16 protein-coding genes are annotated in these 17,818 nt (G+C 68.0%); 4 read left to right on the forward strand and 12 right to left on the reverse strand.

Going from position 1 to position 17,818, the window contains the following annotated elements; translation table 11 throughout:
- Positions 1–26: 26 nt before the first annotated feature.
- The gene (gene purD, locus RAH39_RS08645) at positions 27–1,331 is read right to left on the reverse strand and encodes a phosphoribosylamine--glycine ligase (RefSeq protein ID WP_306589690.1); all 1,305 of its coding nucleotides are present in this window, start codon (positions 1,329–1,331) and stop codon (positions 27–29) included.
- Between the two features lie 172 nt (positions 1,332–1,503).
- On the opposite strand from purD, the gene RAH39_RS08650 reads away from it, so the two are divergent.
- Positions 1,504–2,316: an energy transducer TonB gene (locus RAH39_RS08650; RefSeq protein ID WP_306589691.1), complete on the forward strand. Its 813-nt coding sequence runs from the start codon at positions 1,504–1,506 to the stop codon at positions 2,314–2,316.
- A gap of 268 nt (positions 2,317–2,584) precedes the next feature.
- On the forward strand, positions 2,585–3,160 hold the full coding sequence (locus RAH39_RS08655) for a hypothetical protein (RefSeq protein WP_306589692.1): 576 nt from the start codon (positions 2,585–2,587) through the stop codon (positions 3,158–3,160).
- Positions 3,161–3,208: 48 nt separating this feature from the next.
- Here RAH39_RS08655 and RAH39_RS08660 read toward each other — a convergent pair whose 3' ends face one another.
- Positions 3,209–3,961 (reverse strand): LytR/AlgR family response regulator transcription factor, encoded by a 753-nt coding sequence (locus tag RAH39_RS08660; protein ID WP_306589693.1) that lies wholly within the window; start codon positions 3,959–3,961, stop codon positions 3,209–3,211.
- Positions 3,958–5,028 carry a sensor histidine kinase gene (locus RAH39_RS08665; RefSeq protein ID WP_306589694.1) on the reverse strand — a complete coding sequence of 357 codons (1,071 nt, stop codon included), beginning with the start codon at positions 5,026–5,028 and terminating at the stop codon, positions 3,958–3,960. The genes RAH39_RS08660 and RAH39_RS08665 overlap by 4 nt, the downstream gene beginning before the upstream one ends.
- A 166-nt stretch (positions 5,029–5,194) precedes the next feature.
- Here RAH39_RS08665 and tpx point away from each other — a divergent pair, with 166 nt between their 5' ends.
- Positions 5,195–5,740, forward strand: coding sequence for a thiol peroxidase (tpx, locus tag RAH39_RS08670; RefSeq protein WP_306589695.1), 546 nt, complete (start codon positions 5,195–5,197; stop codon positions 5,738–5,740).
- Between the two features lie 74 nt (positions 5,741–5,814).
- Here tpx and RAH39_RS08675 read toward each other — a convergent pair whose 3' ends face one another.
- The 6 genes from RAH39_RS08675 to polA form a co-directional block, all read right to left on the reverse strand.
- On the reverse strand, positions 5,815–6,306 hold the full coding sequence (locus RAH39_RS08675; protein WP_306589696.1) for a 3-isopropylmalate dehydratase small subunit: 492 nt from the start codon (positions 6,304–6,306) through the stop codon (positions 5,815–5,817).
- 1 nt (position 6,307) lies between these two features.
- Positions 6,308–7,597 (reverse strand): 3-isopropylmalate dehydratase large subunit, encoded by a 1,290-nt coding sequence (locus tag RAH39_RS08680; RefSeq protein ID WP_306589697.1) that lies wholly within the window; start codon positions 7,595–7,597, stop codon positions 6,308–6,310.
- A 10-nt stretch (positions 7,598–7,607) separates the two neighbouring features.
- Positions 7,608–8,804 carry a CaiB/BaiF CoA transferase family protein gene (locus RAH39_RS08685; RefSeq protein ID WP_306589699.1) on the reverse strand — a complete coding sequence of 399 codons (1,197 nt, stop codon included), beginning with the start codon at positions 8,802–8,804 and terminating at the stop codon, positions 7,608–7,610.
- A 73-nt stretch (positions 8,805–8,877) separates the two neighbouring features.
- Complete coding sequence (locus RAH39_RS08690) at positions 8,878–9,807, reverse strand: hydroxymethylglutaryl-CoA lyase (protein WP_306589700.1); 930 nt, start codon at positions 9,805–9,807, stop codon at positions 8,878–8,880.
- A gap of 93 nt (positions 9,808–9,900) precedes the next feature.
- Positions 9,901–11,019 carry an isocitrate/isopropylmalate dehydrogenase family protein gene (locus RAH39_RS08695; RefSeq protein WP_306589701.1) on the reverse strand — a complete coding sequence of 373 codons (1,119 nt, stop codon included), beginning with the start codon at positions 11,017–11,019 and terminating at the stop codon, positions 9,901–9,903.
- 160 nt (positions 11,020–11,179) lie between these two features.
- Positions 11,180–13,978: a DNA polymerase I gene (polA, locus tag RAH39_RS08700; protein WP_306589702.1), complete on the reverse strand. Its 2,799-nt coding sequence runs from the start codon at positions 13,976–13,978 to the stop codon at positions 11,180–11,182.
- Between the two features lie 196 nt (positions 13,979–14,174).
- Between polA and RAH39_RS08705 the strand changes: the two genes are divergently transcribed.
- Positions 14,175–14,627 carry a cache domain-containing protein gene (locus tag RAH39_RS08705; RefSeq protein ID WP_306589703.1) on the forward strand — a complete coding sequence of 151 codons (453 nt, stop codon included), beginning with the start codon at positions 14,175–14,177 and terminating at the stop codon, positions 14,625–14,627.
- A gap of 200 nt (positions 14,628–14,827) precedes the next feature.
- Here RAH39_RS08705 and RAH39_RS08710 read toward each other — a convergent pair whose 3' ends face one another.
- The 3 genes from RAH39_RS08710 to ispH are packed head-to-tail and all read right to left on the reverse strand — an operon-like array spanning position 14,828 to position 17,744.
- Complete coding sequence (locus RAH39_RS08710) at positions 14,828–15,652, reverse strand: SDR family NAD(P)-dependent oxidoreductase (RefSeq protein ID WP_306589704.1); 825 nt, start codon at positions 15,650–15,652, stop codon at positions 14,828–14,830.
- A 60-nt stretch (positions 15,653–15,712) separates the two neighbouring features.
- The gene (locus RAH39_RS08715; RefSeq protein ID WP_306589705.1) at positions 15,713–15,985 is read right to left on the reverse strand and encodes a hypothetical protein; all 273 of its coding nucleotides are present in this window, start codon (positions 15,983–15,985) and stop codon (positions 15,713–15,715) included.
- A gap of 37 nt (positions 15,986–16,022) precedes the next feature.
- Entirely contained in the window at positions 16,023–17,744 is a 1,722-nt protein-coding gene (gene ispH / locus RAH39_RS08720) for a 4-hydroxy-3-methylbut-2-enyl diphosphate reductase (RefSeq protein ID WP_306589706.1), read from the reverse strand.
- Between the last annotated feature and the right edge of the window lie 74 nt (positions 17,745–17,818).

The raw sequence follows: 17,818 nt of genomic DNA on the forward strand, positions 1-17,818 counted from the left end.
GCGGATCAACGCCCAACATGAACGGCTTACCAGGCGTCCTGAACGGTCTTCCCCGCCTGAGCGTGCGCCAGGGCCTTCAGTCCGATGTCCCGGCGGAGCTGCATGCCGGGCCACTGGACGTGGGGCAGCGCGGCTTCCAAGGCTGCACGGGCTGCGGCGAGGTCCGGGGCGGAGGCGGCGAGGTTCAGCACGCGGCCTCCATTCGTCACCCACTGTCCATCCTGCTTTCGGGTGCCGGCGTGGATCACGGTGGCGGCGGGGGTTTCGATGGAAATGGGCACGCCCTTCTTGGCGCCTTCCGGATAGTCCTCCGCCGCCAGCACCATGGCGATGGCGGTGTGGGGCTTCAGCTTCACGTCGCGGGAAGCCAGCCGGCCTTCGGCGACTTCCAAGAGGAGCCCAGCCAGATCCTCGTCCAGGAGCTGCATCAGGACCTGGGTCTCCGGATCTCCGAAGCGGACGTTGTATTCCAGCAGCTTGGGGCCGGAGGCCGTCCACATGACACCCAGGAACAACACGCCCCGGGCCGTCAGCCCGTCCCGGCGAAGCCCCTGGACCGTCGGTTCCACCAGTTCGACGTGCATCCGCGCCACATCTTCCGGCCTGAGGAAGGGAATGGGCCCGAAGGCGCCCATCCCGCCGGTGTTGGGTCCGCGGTCCCCTTCGAAGATCCGCTTGTGGTCCTGGCAGGCGGGCAGCAGGGCGCAGGTCCCGCGATCGGCGTCCGCATTCACCAGGACGTGCAGGGACAACTCCATCCCCACCAGCGGCTCCTCGAACACCACCGTGCGGCTGGCGTCGCCGAACTGGCCCGCCATGAACGCCCGGAAGGTCTCCAGGGCCTCCGCTTCATTCTGGGCCAGCACCACGCCTTTTCCCGCGGCCAGCCCATCCGCCTTGAGGACGATGGGATAGCCGTAGGACCACCTGTGAATCAGGGCTTCGCCCTCTTCCAGATCCGCGACGGTGTGGCTGGCGGCACAGGGGATGCCGTGGCGCACCATGAAATCCTTGGCGAAGGCCTTGCTCCCTTCCAGGCGGGCCGTGGCCGCGTCGTGGCCGAAGACCGGGATGCCCAACGCCCGGACGGCATCCGCCACGCCCCCCACCAGCGGCAACTCGGGCCCGGCCACCACCAGGTCCGGCCGGTGGGCAGTGCACCAGGCCGCAACCGAAGCGGGATCCTCCAGATCGAGGGAAACGCAGGTGCCCAATTCCGCGAGAGCGTCGCTCCCCGGCGCCGACACCAGGTCCACGGGGGTGGAAGCGGCCTTCAGCTTGAGGGCCAGCGCGTGTTCCCGGCCGCCCGAACCGAGGAGCAGGATCTTCATACCGCCTCCAATCCTCCAGTATTCCGGAAAGAGCGTCGGCGATGAAGCGCGACCGCCCAGGGATGCCACATCTCCGGACGGGATACCTGTCCGCACAGAAAGGCGGGTTGACAGAGGACCGTGTGCTCCCTAATCTGATTTATTGAGACTTAGTCTCATGATTGGATTGACCATGTCCCATTCGGTTCCCTCTTCCTTTCCCGTTCCCGTGCGCCGTTCGACTCCGGAATCCGCCTCTTCTTCCCAGGCTGCGACCTCCCTGGAGGACTTGGTCTATGTGCCCTCCCTGCTCGGCCCCAATGCCCCTCTGCGGCGGGGCAATCGGGGCTGGGCCATGGGGTTGAGCCTGGCGATCTACGGCATCCTGGGCACCGGCGTGGTGATCATCGGCGCGCAATCGGCGGAGCTGGTGGCCACCCCGAGGATCGTCAGCGTGGACCTGATCGAGGAGATCCCCCTCCTGGCTCCGCCGCCTCCCCCTCCGCCGGCTCCCGTGACCCAGTCGTCCGGGCCGGTCCGCACGGCCGAGACCACGGAGTCCCAGCCCATCGTCCCCGAGGTCCCCACGGAGATTCCTGTGCCCTCCACCCCCGTGGCCTCGTTTGGAGGCTCCGGCGTCACCGGCGGCGTGCCGGGGGGGGTGGCCGGCGGCGTCGCGGGAGGAGCCGTGGGCGGCGTGGTGGGTGGCACCGTCGGGGGGATCGTCCCTCCCAAGTTCGACGCGGCCTATCTCCAGAACCCGGCCCCCGACTATCCCTCCCTGTCCCGCCGCCTGCGGGAGGAGGGACGGGTGGTTCTCCGCGTCCTCGTGAAGGAGGACGGTTCCCCCGAGCGCATCGAACTGAAGCAGACCAGCGGGCACAACCGCCTGGACCAGGCCGCTCTGGACGCCGTCCGCCGCTGGCGCTTCACGCCGGCCCGGCGGGGATCCGACCAGCTGGCCGCCTGGGTGCTCGTTCCCCTCAGCTTCTCCCTGGAAGCCTAGGCTTCCTTTCTTTCCCCTTCGAGGCCGCCCGCGAGGGCGGCTTTCTTTTATCTCCCCGTACGGAATCAACGCCGGCTTTCGCCAACCTCCGGTCCGCCCCGCGTGGGGGTGGCTTCGCCCCATTCGAGGCCGGCTCGCCCCTCACCCATGGCACAGGAGAGGCGGCCTCCGCATCTTGGGCGGCATCCACTCCGCCCGCCGCACCGCAGCTCCGGGCTTCCCTTCACCCGCGCCGGCTCCGCTCCGGCCGCCCTTTTCCGGAGGCACCATGAACCGCATCTCGACAACCCTCGCCGTGGCCGCGGTGGCCCTCGCCGGGCTGGCGCTCCAGGCCGAGGACTTCCAGTCCCTGATGAAGACCACCCAGGCCACCTGGCCGGAGAAGCGGCACATCGGCGTGGTCTGCGACTTCAACGCCAGCCGCGAACAGGTGATGGACCTGGCCCGGGCGGCGGGCGAAGGCGCCCTGATCACCGTGGCCGACACCCGCCGGGTGGAGCACGCCACCTCCGCCGCGCACGTGATCGCCAACCGCCACGCCGACTACGTGGTGCTGCTCCCCGGCGACCGGATGTTCCGGGACGGTTCGTTCGGCGCCACCGTGGCCATCAACGGACTGGCCGCCCGCGGCGTGCCCGCCCTCGGCACCACCTCCACGGCCCTCAAGCAGGGCGCGGCGTTCAGCATCGGCGACGGGACGAACGGAGAACTGCTGGTCGCGGACCGCCTCATCGGGACCGTGGACGTGATCCTCCCCAACCGCGCCACCCTCAGCCAGAAAGCCGCCCTGGTCCTGCGCCAGGAGGGAATGGCCACCATCGCCGTGCACGCCGCCGCGGAATGACGCGCGCGAATCCCCCGAAGGGCCCGGTTCCACCGGGCCCTTCGGCGTTCACAGCCATTCGCCGAACTGCTCGCGGAAGGTGCGGCTCAGGGTCAGCCGGGTGCCGTCGCGCATGATCACGAGGTAGTCGCCGCCGGTCCAGGGCTGGAATTCCTTGATGCAATCCAGGTTCACGATGGCGGAGCGGTGGATGCGGCGGAACTGGGCGGGATCGAGCCGCGCCAGCAGGCCCGACAGCGTCTGGCGGAGGAGGTGCGACGTGCCCTCCACGTGCAGCCGGACGTAGTTGTCCTCCGCCTCGATCCACTGGAGCGCCGCGGTCTTCACCAGGAAGTGGCGGTCCCCCTGCTTCACCAGCAGGCGGTCCACCCAGGGGCGCTCCCGCCGGAGGCCCGCCATCAGCGCCTCCAGGTCAGGACGCTGGGGGGCGGCCCGCTCCCCGCACCAGCGCCGGGCCCGCTCCAGGGCCTGATGAAAGCGCTCCGGCGAGAAGGGCTTGAGGAGGTAGTCGAGGGCGTGGACCTCGAAGGCCCGCAGGGCGTGCTGATCGTAGGCCGTGACGAACAGCGTGGGCGGCATCCGGTCGGGGCCCACCGCCTCCACCACGCCGAAGCCGTCCAGCTCCGGCATCTGGATGTCCAGGAAGACCAGATCCGGCGCCAGCTCCTCGATGGCCCTGACGGCATCCAGGCCGTGGGCGCATTCGCCCGCGATCTCGACGTCGGGCGTCGCCCGCAGCAGGTAGCGGATCCGCTGCCGGGCCAGGGCCTCGTCGTCCACGAGCAGGGCGCGCAGGGTCATCCCGCCTCCAGGCCAGCGTCGTCCAGCGGAAGGCGCAGGGTCACGAGGGTCCCGCGGCTGGGCGCCCCCAGCAGATCGATGTGGTGGCGCCCCTTGTACAGCAGCCCCAGCCGCGCCCGGACATTGCCCAGGCCCACGCCTTCCCGACCGGCCTTGAAGCCCTCGCCGTCATCCTGGACCTCGATCACCAGGCTGCCGGCCGCCCGGGAGGCGCGGATCCGCAGCGTCCCGCCTCGCTGGCGGTCGGACAGGCCGTGCTTGAGGGCGTTCTCCACCAGCGGCTGGAGGATGAAGCTGGGCACCCGCAAATCCAGCAGCTCCGGCGGGATGTCCAGCGCCACCTGGAGCCGCTCCTGGAAGCGCACCTGTTCGATCGCCAGGTAGGCCTGGATGAAGGCCAGTTCCTTGCGGAGCGGCACGAACTGGTCCGGCGGCGCGTCCAACGTCATCCGGAGGAAATCGCCCAGGCGGCTGATCATGCCGTCGGCGCCGTCGGGATTCGCGTGGACCAGGGCCGAGATCGAATTGAGGGTGTTGAACAGGAAGTGGGGCTGAAGCTGCATCCGCAATGCGAGGTTCTGGGCCTCGGCGAAGCGGGCCTCGAGCTGGGCGGCTTCTACTTCGCGGGCCTTGTACTTCCGGTAGATCCGCAGCCCGTGGAACGCGGCCACCACGGCCCACATGAACAGCAGGTTCGTGTGGAAATAGGCTCGGTAGAACTGCGGCAGCCCCTTGCGGACCATCGCCAGGTCCCAGAGCCGGCCACCGCTGCCCTGCTCCATTCCCACGGAGAGGAGGTAGGCCACGAACAGTCCCAAAGCCGCCGCCGCGACGCTGGCCGCGAGGTGCAGCCCCCAGATTTTCCACTGCGATCGCGACAAGGCCTCGAGGGGATGGCGATCCGCGAGCCGGATCAGGAAGAGCCCCAGCAGGCCCCAGACCCCGTTCTGGAGGAGGTTCACGCCCAGCGTCCGCAGCCACGGCGCGGACGGATACATGGCCAGGTCCCAGGTGGCCATGTACAGCCCCATGAGCGCCCAGAGGCCCCAGTACCACCGCCATTTCATGCCCGCGGAATCCATGGTCAAAGCCTAGAAGGACCGCGTTCCGCCCGCCAGCGGCCAGGGGCGAGCCGAGGGATTCGGGGGGCGGCCGCCGGCCCTTCGAAAAACCGTCCGAATCCGCTTCCGGCGGGAGCCCGGGACCGGTAGCATGAGGCCGCCGGAGGCTCCCATGGCGACGATCACCCTGAACGGCCAGCCCATCCGCACCAGCGGCGAACTCCCCACCGTCGGATTCGCCACCCCCGACTTCACGCTGACGCGGACGGATCTCCAGGACCTCACCAACGTCTCGCTGGAGGGCAAGCGTGTCCTCCTGAGCATCTTCCCCAGCCTCGACACGGCCCTGTGCGCCCACAGCATGCGGACCTTCGACGCCCTCACCAAGGACCTCGTGGATACGGTCCTGCTGTGCGTCTCCATGGACCTGCCCTTCGCGCAGGATCTCTTCTGCGGGAGCGAGCGCCTGGAGCGCGCGATTCCCGTCTCCGCCTTCCGCCACCCGAACTTCGGAAAGGCGTTCGGCATCACCCTGCAGGAAGGTCCCCTGCGGGGCCTGCTCGCCCGCGCCGTGGTGGCCCTGGACGAGAACGGCACCGTCGTCCACACCCAGCTCGTGCCCGAGCTGACGGACGAGCCCGACTACGACCTCGCCATCCACGCCATCCGGAACCACCACCATCCCTGCCCCGAAGACGCCTTCGACAGTTCCGAGTAGAAGCGGCTCTCTCGACAGAAGAAGCCCCGAGGGATCTCCCCGAGGCTTCCTTTTTTGGGACCGCGAGCGCGGGTTCAGCCTCGCGCCATCAGCCGGGCGCGGGTGTAGGGGATGAGGCCGCCGGCGTCCATGATGCCCTTGCGGGCGGCGGGGAGCTTCACCTGGGCGTAGGCCTTTCCGGTGGTGCGGTTGACCACCTGGTCCGCTCCGATGTCGAGATCGTCGCCTTCGGAGGCTTCGAGGTCGGGGCAGATCACCACCTGAAGGCCCAGGTTGATGCTGTTCTGGAGGAAGATGCGCGAGATGCTCTTGGCGACCACGGCGACCTCGTAGCCCTTCAGCGTGGAGCAGGCCTGCTCGCGGCTGGACCCGCACCCGAAGTTCTCGCCGCCCACGATGATCGATCCGGCCGGAAAGACCTTCGCCTTGAGCTGGGCGTTGAACTCCGTGCGGTCGAAAAAGGCGAACTGGGGCGTCTCCGTGGGAAGCACCGTCGCCATGAAGCGGCCCGGATAGATGTCGTCGGTGCTGATGTCGTTCCCGAGCGCGAGGATGACCTTGGCCATGTCAGGCTCCCTTCCGAGGATCGGTAATGGCGCCGGTGAGGGCGGAGGCCGCGGCCACCGAGGGGCTGCAGAGATAGACCTCGCCCGTGGGGTTGCCCATCCGGCCCTTGAAGTTGCGGTTGGTGGTGCTGAGCGCGACCTCGTGGTCCCCCAGGGCGCCCTCGTGGACGCCGAGGCAGGGGCCGCAGCCGGAATTCATCACCACCGCGCCGGCCGCCATCAGGTCGCGGACGTAGCCCTTGTCCAGGGCCTGGGCGAAGATCTTGCTCGACGCCGGGAACACCAGCATCCGCGTGCCCTGCGCCACCTTCTTCCCGCGCAGGATGGCCGCGGCGTCCGCCAGGTCGTCCAGGCGGCCGTTGGTGCAGCTCCCGATGACGATCTGCTGCACCTTGGTCCCTGCCACCTGATCCACCGGCTTCACGTTGTCCACCATGTGGGGGCACGCGATCTGCGGCACCAGCGCGGAGACGTCGATGTGCACGGTCTGGACGTAGGTGGCCTCGGGATCCGCCGACACGCAGGGGATGCCCTCGGTGACGCCCGCTTCGTCCCGCAGGTAGCGCACGGTCTCGGCGTCGCCGGGCACGATCCCGGAGGTGGCGCCCGCCTCCACGCTCATGTTGCAGATGGCGATGCGCCCGCTGGTGCTCATCTTCCGGATGGTCTCGCCGTGGAATTCCAGGACCTTGAAGTTGGCGCCCTGGGCCGTCAGCTTCCCGATGAGGTGGAGGATCAGGTCCTTGGGGCCGACGAAGGGCGGGAACTCGCCCGTCACCACCACCTTGATGGTGGCCGGAACCTCGATGTTGACCGCGTAGCCCAGGCTCCAGGCGGAGGCCATCTCCGTGGCGCCCACGCCGAAGCTGAAGGCCCCCAGCGCCCCGTGGCTGGTGGTGTGGGAGTCCGTCCCCACCACCACGTAGCCCGGGCGGACGTAGCCGTACTCCGGCAGGATCTGGTGGCAGATGCCGCCCACGTCGCCGCGGATGTCGTGGAACTTCGTGATGCCGTGCTCGGCGACGAACCCGCGGATCTTCTTCTGGTTGGTGGCGGTCTTGGGGGATTCGGCCGGCACGCGGTGGTCGAAGATGATGGCGACCCGGGAGGGATCCCACACCTTGGGCGCGAGGCCGGTCCCCTGGAAGACCTCGTGGAACTGGTTGATCACCAGCGCCGCGTTCTCGTGGGACATGGCGAGGTCCACCTTGGGCTCCACCACGTCCCCCGCCTTCACGGAGGGAAGGCCCGCCGCGCGGGCCAGGATCTTCTCGACGACTGTCATGCCCATCACGGCCTCCTCAGATGACGCCCTTGGATTTCAGATCGGCCAGGTCGGCCTCGCCCAGGCCCAGCCCGCCGTAGATCTCGGCGTTGTGCTCGCCCAGGAGCGGTGGCGGGGCATCCACGGACCCCGGCGTCTTCTCGAACAGGGGCGTCAGGCCGAAGACCTCGACCTCGCCCACACCCCGCACGTCCACCTTGCGCAGGACCTCGCGGTGACGGATCTGCGGCTGGCGAAGCGCCGCTTCCAAACTCAGGATCTCTCCGCTGGGCACGTCCTTCGCATTCAGCGCCTGCACCCAGAAGGCGGTGGGCTTCAGGGTGAGCCGGACCTCCAGGAGGGGCGTCAGCGCCTGGCGGTTCTTCTTGCGGGTGTCCCGTTCCTGGAAGCGCGGATCGGCCTTCAGCTCGGGCACCTCCAGCACGTCGCAGACGGACTCCCACTGCTCCTGCTTGTTGGCCGCGATGTTGATGTGCCCATCCAGCGTCTTGAACGTGCCGCTGGGAGCCGCGGTGAAGTTGTCGTTGCCCATCAGCGCCGGCTGCTCGCCGCCGATCAGGAGGTTGGCCGCCACCCAGCCCATGAGGGGCATGATGCTGTCCAGCAGGGCCACGTCGATGGACTGGCCCTGTCCCGTCCGCTCGCGGTGGAAGAGGGCCGCCATCACCGCGAAGGCCGCGTTCAGGCCGCCCACGGTGTCGCACACGGGAAAGCCTGTGCGGAGCGGATTGAGGCGCTCGTCGCCGTTGACGGCCATCTCGCCGGACAGCCCCTGGATGATCTGGTCGTAGGCCGGCTTCAGCGCATCGGGGCCGGTCTGCCCGAACCCCGAAATGGCGCAGTAGATCAACCGCGGATTCAGTTCTGCCAGCGACCGGTAGCCGATCCCCAGGCGCTCCATGACGCCGGGGCGGAAGTTCTCCACCACCACGTCCGCGTCCTTCACCAGCTTGCGGAACAGCGCCTTGCCCTCCGCCGACTTGGTGTTCAGGGTGATGGATTTCTTGTTGCAGTTCTGGGCCAGGAAGCTGGTGCCCATCAGCTTCTTGTTCAGGTCCGGCAGAATGCCCAGCTTGCGGGCCAGGTCGCCGTCCTTGGGATTCTCAACCTTGATCACCTCCGCCCCGAGCAGCGCCATGTGGAGCGTGGTGAACGGCCCGGACAGGACGTTGGTGAGGTCCAGGACCTTGATGCCTTCGAGAATCTTCACCATCGACCTACCTCAAGAGCGAGTGGAGCCACGGATGAACACGGAGGGACGCAGACGAGGAAGAAGGCATCCGGGTTCATCTGTGTCCATCCGTGGCTAATTCTGTTTTTGCCGACTGAATGGGCCCCGTCTTGTGCACGCAGCCCGGAAGGTCGCGGCCGAAATGGGCGGACACGTCCTTGGCCACGCCGATGAGCGCCTCAAGGTCGATGTCCATGCGCCGCCCCGTGCGCTGGAGGCCGTGGACCAGGTCCTCCGTGGCGACGTTGCCCGCCGCCACCTTCGTGAAGGGACAGCCGCCCAGGCCGCCGAAGCTGGTCTCGATGGCGGTGGCGCCCGCGTCCATGGCGGCGTAGACGCTGGCCATGCCGAGGCCGTAGGTATTGTGGATGTGGGCCGTGACTTCCGCGGCGGGATCCAGTTCCAGGACGCGCCGCACGCAGCGCCGGACCTGGTCGGGATGGGAGTGGCCCGCGGTGTCGGCGAGGCTGATGGCGGTCAGGCCCGCCTCCAGGTAGGCCGCAACGATGCCCAGTACGCGCTCCTCGGCGATGGATCCCTCGAACCCGCAGCCGAAGGCGCTCTGGACGCTGACCTGGACGCGGCGGCCGGCCCGCTTGGCCTCCAGGGCCGACGCGACGATGCGCCGCAGGGCGTCCTCCGTGCCCATGCCCGTGTTCTTGCGGCTGTGGGTCTCCGAAGCCGAAACGCCCATGCAGATCAACGGCACGCCCACCTCCAGGGCCCGCTCCAACCCCTTCTCGTTGAGGACGAGGCCCGACAGGACGGCGCGGTGCGCTTCCTTGCCGAGGATGCGGAACAGGTCGTCGGTGTCCGCCATCTGGGGCACCTTGTCGCCCCGGACGAAGGAGCCGACCTGGACGATGTCCACCCCCGAATCCGCCGCCCGGCGGATCCAGTCGAGCTTGACCGCCGTGGGCACTACCGCGGCTTCGACCTGGAGGCCATCGCGGGGGCCAACTTCGTGGATGAGGATCGGGTTCATGGAAGGACCTTTTTTGTTAACCGCAGATGGCGCAGATGACTCAGATAAAAGATCGTTTCATCTGCGAAATCTGCGTCATCTGCGGTTCCGAACTCAAAGCTTCCGGGCGATGGCCTCGCCCATCTCCAGAGTCGACGCGCTGCCGCCCATGTCGTAGGTACGGACCTTTCCTTCGGCGATGACGGCGGCCACGGCCTTCTCCAGACGCGTGCCCTTCTCGCTCTCGCCCAGCCAGTCCAGCATCATCTTGGCGGCGAGGATCGTGGCGATGGGATTCACCTTGTACTGGCCGGCGTACTTCGGCGCGCTGCCGTGGCTGGGCTCGAAGACCGCCAGCTTCTCGCCGATGTTGCCGGAGCAGCCGAAGCCCAGGCCGCCCACCATCTGGGCCGCGAGGTCGCTGATGATGTCGCCGAAGAGGTTCGTGGCCACCATCACGCCGTAGTTCTTGGGGTTCTTCAGCATCCACATGGTGATGGCGTCCACGTTGGCGTCGTCCATCTGGATGCCGGGGTATTCCTTGGCGATGCGCTTGCCCGTCTCCAGGAACATGCCCTCGGTGGCCCGCACCACGTTGGCCTTGTGGATGACCGTGACCTTGGGATAGCCGAACTTCTTCGCGTACTCGAAGGCGGCGCGGATGATCCGGTCGCAGCCTTTCATGGTGTTCACCTTGCAGGTGATGGCGAACTGGTCGCCGGGCAGGTCCGCGAAGTGGCCGAAGGGCTTGCTCAGCGCCTTGAGGCTCTGCTTCAGCTCGTCCGGCACGGGACTGAACTCCACGCCGGCGTAGAGATCCTCGGTGTTCTCGCGGAACACCACCATGTCCACGCCATCCTGGTAGTTCAGCGGGTTGCCCACGTACGCCTTGCAGGGGCGAAGGCAGGTATAGAGGTCGAACATCTGGCGCATGCGGACGATGGGGCTGCGGTAGACGAGGCCCTTGCCCTTCAGCTCCGGCACCAGCTCGGCTTCGGCGTCCTTCACCGGCTTCGAGGTGATGGCGCCGAACATGGCGGCATGGCTCTTCTTCAGCAGGTCGATGGTGCGCTGGGGGAAGGATTCCCCCTCCTTGCACCAGAATTCCCACCCGATGTCGCCGTGGGTGTACTTGGCGTCGAACTTCAGGGCGTCGAGGCAGATTCTCGCCGCTTCCATGACTTCTACGCCCACGCCGTCGCCGGGCAGCCACGCGATGTCGAACTGGCTCATGATCGGGCTCCTTCGAGAAGAGGCAGGTGCAGCGGCGCGGCCACGCGCCGGATGCGCCCAATCATGACCTCCCCGTTAACTTCGAGCCCGGGCTGCGGTCACAAAACCCGCCGAATCCACCCGTTTCCGCTCTGACGACCTACAGATCGTCAAGAACGCCCTACTTGCAGGCCAGCCAGCTCGCCCCCTGGCGAACCTCCGCCGCCAGCTTCACGCCCAGGGGACCGAGGTCGTCTGCGCCTTCCATGGCCTCCTTGAGGACGGCCGAGGCACGCTCCACCTCCTCCGGCGGGGCTTCCACCAGGAGTTCGTCGTGGACCTGGAGCAGCAGCCGTGCGCGGAGCCCCTCCTCCTTCAATGCCCGATGGAGGCGCACCATGGCGCGGCGCATCAGGTCGGCGGCGGTTCCCTGGACGATGGTGTTCACCGCTTCGCGCAGCCCCTGGGCCTGGAACTGCTTGTTGGGGCTCTCCAGTTCGGCGATGCGCCGGATGCGGCCCCAGTGGGTGCGCACCAATCCCTCGGCCAGCGCCCGCTCCTTGGCGCCGTCGATCCACGCGGCCACCTGGGGCATCCGCTCGAAATAGCGCTCGATGAAGGCCTTCGCCTCCTTCTGGGTGATGCCCAGGTTGGCCGCCAAGGCGAAGGCGCCCTGGCCGTAGAGCAGTCCGAAATTCACCGCCTTGGCCTTGCTGCGGTCGTCGGCCGTCACTTCGCCCATGGGCTTGCCCATGACCTCCGACGAAGTCCGCCGGTGGATGTCCTCCCCCGCCTCGAAGGCCCCGAGCAGCACGGGATCCTGGGCCAGGGCCGCCACCACGCGCAGCTCGATCTGGCTGTAGTCCGCGTCCAGGAGCACCCAGCCCGGCTCTGGAACGAAGGCCCCGCGGATGGCGCGGCCCTCCTCGGTGCGGATGGGGATGTTCTGGAGGTTGGGATCGCTGGAGGCGAGGCGGCCGGAGGCCACCGCCGCCTGATGGAGGCGCGTATGCACCCGCCCCGTCAGTGGATTCACCATCTGCGGCAGGGCCTCCACGTAGGTGCCCAGCAGCTTGGTCATCTGGCGGTGGCGCAGCAGGTCGCGGGCGATCTCGGCGCCCTGGTTCTCCGCCAATTCCTGCAGGACATCCTCGTCCGTGCTGGGCGCCTTGGTCTTCCCCGTGTATTTCACGGGCGTGTAGCCCAGCTTCCCGAAGAGCACCGCGCCGAGCTGGGTCGGGCTGTTGAGGTTGAAGGGGCCCCCCGCCAGTTCGATCACCCGGACCTGGGCCCGCTCGCGCTCGGCGCGCATGCGCGTCGCAAGTTCGGACAGGACGCCCAGATCCAGCCGCACGCCATGGGCCTCGAGGGCCGCCAGCACTTCCACGAGGGGCAGGTCCACCTCCTCGTAGAGACGCTTCAACCGATCTTCTCCCAGTTGCCCGCGCAGCTTGTCGCAGAGCTGAAGCGCCAGGTCCGCGTCCTCCGCCGCGTACTGGACGGCCCGCTCGAACTCGGCCTCGTCGAACCGCTTCTGGCCCTTCCCTTTCCCCACCAACTCCTCGAAGGCGATGGGCTTCACGTCCAGGTGGCGCACCGACAGGTCGTCCAGGTTGTGGCGCACGCCGCTGTCCAGCAGGAAGCTCAGCACCATGCTGTCGTCCGCGACGCCGGCCACGGGCAGACCGTGGCGGGTCAGGACCTGAAGGTCGTACTTGAGGTTCTGGCCGCACTTGAGGATGGCCGGATCGGCGAGGAGGGGAGCCAGGATCCGCCGGGCCTCCGCGAAGGGCGCGTTGCGGGGATCCAGGTGGGGCGCCAGTTCCCGGAAGAACGCTTCCGGATCGCCCTTCAGATCCAGCAGCGATTCCGGCAGCCCCGATTCCGGAAGAAGGCCCGGAAGGGCGCCCTCGGTGTCCGCGGCGGCGGGCTTCAGGTGGGCCAGAGGGATGTAGAGCCCCTCATTCGGCTTCCAGGCGAGGCTGACGCCCACCAGATGGCCCCGCGCCGAGTCCAGGTTGGTGGTCTCGGTGTCGAGGCCGAAGCGGCCCGCGGCGCGGCAGGCGGCCACGGCGGCTTCCAGATCCGGGAGGGTGGCCGCCGCGCGGTAGGCCCGGACGCTGCCGGCCTGTTGCGCGCTCCGCGTGAACTCCTTGGTCAGGGTCTGGAAGCCCAAATCCTTGAACGCCTCTCGCGCCCGGGCCTCGTCCACGCCGGGATAGGCGAGGTCGGCGGGATGCAGGGGCAGCTGGAGGTCGGTCACCACCGTGACCAAGCGCCGGGTCAGGTCCAGCCAGGGCGCCGCCGCTTCGAGCCCTTCCCGCTGGCGGGGCTTGAGCCCCTCCTTGGCCGCGAGGATTCCCGCGAGGCTGCCGTAGGTATCCAACAGGGCGCAGGCCCCCTTTTCCCCGATGCCCGGCACGCCCTTGACGTTGTCGGAGGCGTCGCCCACCAGGCTGAGGAAGTCCACCACCTGCTCCGGCCACACGCCCAGCCGCGTCTTGACGCCCTCCCGGTCGTGCCAGATCTCGCCGTCCTTGGTGTTCAGCACCTGGATCTTCAGGTCGTCGTCCACCAGCTGGAGGAGGTCCTTGTCGGGGCTGACGATGGCCGTGGGCAGGCCCGCCGCGGCGGCCTCCCGGGCCAGGGTGCCCATCACGTCGTCCGCCTCGTACCCCTGCAGCTCCACGATGGGAATGGACAGCGCCTCCACCAGCCGCCGGATCATCGGCACCTGGGGGCGCAGGTCCTCGGGCATCTCCGAGCGGTTGGCCTTGTACTCCGGATAGAGCTCGTGGCGGAAGGTCGGGCCGGACACGTCGAACACGCACGCGAGGTGCGTGGGCCGGTGCTTTTCCAGCAGCTGGAGCACCAGCCGGGAAAAGGTGTAGGCCGCCCCGTTCTTCAACCGCGGATTGGCGTAGTAGGCCCGAAAGATGAAGGCGAATGTATCGATGAGATAGAGGCGATCCTCAGCCACGGACCACCTCGCAGCTCAACGGCGAAGTCTCGCGCATCCGCAGAGCGGATACCGAGAAGATGAAGGCGAAGGTGTCGATGAGATAGAGGCGGTCTTCGGACATGGTTCCAGTCTGGCAGGCCGGCGGGATTCATGGCCGGGTCGCCGGCTGACGATGCCTACGCGTACACTCAATGTCATGGCTGGGAGGTTTCAGGTGAAGGTCCGGCACGTCTTGCTCCCGGCCCTCGTGTGCCTGGGAGCGCCCCTGGGCGCCCAGGACCAGCGGGCCGAGGCCATGGGCTTGGTGAAAGCCGCGGTGGCCTTCGCGCGGCAATACGGCAAGGACGCGCTGCGCGCGGAGACGAACCAGGGAACGGGCCGCTTCCATTCCCGGAGCGGCGACGATCTCTACATCTTCGTCTACGACCTCGGCGGCGTTTGCCAGGCCATCGGGTTCCAGAGCCAACTGGTCGGCGTGAACCGGCTGGGGCTGCGCGATCCCGACGGGAAGTACATCGTGAAGGAGATGATCGAAGTGGCCCGAAGCCGCGGCAGCGGTTGGGTGAACTACAAGTACCCCCACCCTCGCACGGGAAAGGTGCTGAACAAGGTCTCCTACGTGGAGTTCTTCGACGGCTGGGTGGTGGGCTGCGGCGCCTATTCCTGACACCAACTGAGCGATCCAGAAGATGGAGCACGAAGAGGGGCTATCGGCGTGGGCGAAGCCATTGAATCCCGGCCCCCCGGCTTCAAGAAAAGCCATACCGAAAGAAGAAGCCAGGTGCTTACAAGGCAGACACCCGGAGCTTTCTTGGTGTCTTCGTGCCTTGGTGGTGATCCTCATCTTTTGAATGCCAGCGGCAGGGATCATCCCAGGCCGTAGAGGCGCCGCAGCAGCCATTCCCAGACTCCCGCCGGAACCAGGGCCTTCACTCGTCCCACCCAGGCGGCATCCCTTCCGATCCCCACCCGCCGCGGCGGACGAGTCGCGTCCAGCGCGCGAAGGATCTGGCGGGCGCAGGCCCCGGCCTCCATCGCGAACCGGTCGCCCTGGTCCTTGCGGAGGGCCAGATAGCGGCCGAGCACGGCCTCGTAGCGCGTGCCCCGGGCCCGCTCCGGCAGGTTTCCCCACACCTTCGCCAGGGTCTCGCGGAATTCGGTCCGGATGGCTCCCGGCTCCACCAGAACCACCGCCACCTCGCGGCCCACTTCCATGCGGAGCGTTTCCGCCAGGGCCACCACCGCGTGCTTGGAGGCGTTGTACGGCCCGGCCAGGGGGATCGACAGCCGCCCCAACATGGAAGCCACCTGCAGAATCCGGGCGCCCTGCTCGCGCCGCAGGAGCGGCAGGAAGGCGTTCGTGACGGCGTGGAGGCCGATCACGTTGGTCTCGAACTGGGCTCGCAGTTCCTCGGGCCGCAGCAGTTCCAGCGGCCCCACCTGGCCGTAGCCCGCGTTGTTCACGAGGGCCTTGAGCCGCAGATCCGAACAGGCGCTTGCTGCCGCCGCGATGCTGTCCGCGTCCGTCACATCCAGGGTCAAGGTGCGCAGGTCCTCGCCCGGGGGCAGGTCCATGAGGGTTTCCGGTCGGCGCGCCGTCGCCACGACGCCCCAGCCCGCCGCGCGACAGAGCGGAACCAGCGCCCGACCGATGCCGGTGGAACAGCCCGTGATCAGCACCCAAGCGCGCATCCCGCCTCCTTCAGGAAAACGGGGCGCCGCGGCGCCCCGTTCCTCACGGTCCTTCGCCAGTCACTTCTTCTTCGCGTCCTTGGCCTCGATGCTGCTGGCCACCTGCCGGTAGGTCACGGTGACCTTGTTCCCCACCTTGAGGGCCTCCTTGCCGCTGGTGCCGCCCTCGGTGTAGAAGCGCCACTCCTCCTTCCCTAGGTCGAGGGTGAAGCTGTCGCCGGACAGCTCCTTCACGACTCCGGTCTTCTGGTACTTGGCGGCGGCCGCGGCCCATCCCAGGGCGCCGCCGAGCACGGCGACGGCGGACAGCACGACGAGCGGTTTCAGGCGCATGGGCTCTCCTCGAAAAAGGTGGACCCAGGCTAGCAGCTCAGACCAGCGCCAACAGCCCCACCAGCCAGAAACTCAGGTCCACGCTCAGTTCGAAGCGCGTCTTCCCCGTGGTGAACCGCTCGTGGTACAGCCACAGGTACAGCACGGGATAGGCGGCGCAGATCACCAGGACGAGCGCGACGATCAGGGGATGGCCCTGTTGGCGGGTATTGAAGGTGAGCCACAGGGTGCCCGCCAGCAGCGTTCCCAGCAGGGCGAGGAGAATGGCCTTGGTGGCGGGTTTCCCCAGAAAGATGGGGAGGGTCTCCTTCCCGATGATCTGATCGTTCTGCATGTCGCGGATCTCGTAGATCACGGTGCGGACGAAGGTCAGAACGCCGACGAGGAACGCCGCGGCGAAGGCGCGGAGGTTCCAGGGGCGGCCCGCCTGCCACATGGGCATGACCACCGCGACCGTTGCCAGGGCCAGGGCCACCACCGCGTCCTTGGAGCCGGGGATGTTCCGCAGGCTGACGCTTCGGCCGCCGACCAGGAAGCGGCGCTTGTAGGCGACGCCCACCAGGCTGGCCGCGGCCATCACACCGAGCGCCTTCGCCCCCAGCGTGGCGGCCAGTCCCAGGGCGGCGGCCAGGGCGGCCATACCGGTAAGAAGGAGGGCCATCCGGTTCCGCGACAGGAAGCGCGCGCGAGCGGGTCCCTTCGCGCCGAGCCCCAGGGGATCGAGGAAGGGCGTCAGCAGGTACATGGCCAGAACGTAGGTGCCCACGAGAAGGGGATAGCGCCAGCCGAAGGGAAAGCCGAGCCACTTGTGGACGCCCAGGGTCATCAGCCCCGCGCCGATCGCCAACAGGGAGGAACTGCCGAAGGCCGCCTGCACGAAGCTGCGCCAGCGACTGGGGCCGTCGCCGAGCTGTTCGAGCACATCCACCACTTCGTCCACGAGCCAGGTGGGCGTGGAGGCGCCCGCCAGGACGCCCACGGTCTCGCGACCGGTGAAGGCGGTCACGTCCAACTCGGCGGCCGTCTCCACGTACTGCACGGGCTTCCCATAGTGGTGGGCCAACTCGGCCAGGTGCTTGGTGTTGCTGGAGGCCTTCCCGCCGACCACGATCACGGCATCCACGGTTTGGGCCAGTTGCCGGGCCTCGTCCTGCCGCATCCAGGTGTCCTCGCAGATGGTGTTCTCGAAGACGGCGTCCTTGGCCCGGGTGCGGATGTAGTCGGTGATGGCGTGGTAGTCCTTCACGGTGAACGTGGTCTGGGCCACCACCAGCACCTTCTTGAGCTGCTCGTCCGTGAGGGCCTCGGCCTCGGCCATGTTCGCGACGATGACGGAGCCGCTGTCCGCGAAGCTGCGGTGGGCGACGCTCTCCGCATGGCCGTGGCTGCCCAGGATCACGGTGAAGTAGCCCTTGGGGCTCCACTTCTTGATCTTGTTGTGGACCTTGGCGACCTCGGGACAGGTCGCGTTCACGATCTTCAGTTCGCCCTTGGCCTGGCGCGCCTTCAGCCCGCGCAGATCCTGGATGGGGATGCCGTGGGCGCGGATCACGACCGTCCCGTTCTGGACCTGGTCCGGCGCCGGCGCGACCGCCACGCCCCGCTTCCCGATGAGATCCAGGGCCTGGGGATTGTGGATGAGGGGCCCGAGCGTCTGGACCGGGCGCCCGTCGTTCCGCACCGACGCCTCCAGCACCGCGTCCATGGCGCGCTTGACGCCCCAGCAGAACCCCGCGGTCTTGGCGACGATCACCTTCATGGCTGCCCCAGAAACCTGACCGACTTGGTCAGGTTATTCATCATAGCGCCCCTCGATCCCGGCCGGAATCGAGG

It is taken from the genome of Geothrix sp. 21YS21S-4 (assembly GCF_030845995.1).
Taxonomy (GTDB): domain Bacteria; phylum Acidobacteriota; class Holophagae; order Holophagales; family Holophagaceae; genus Geothrix.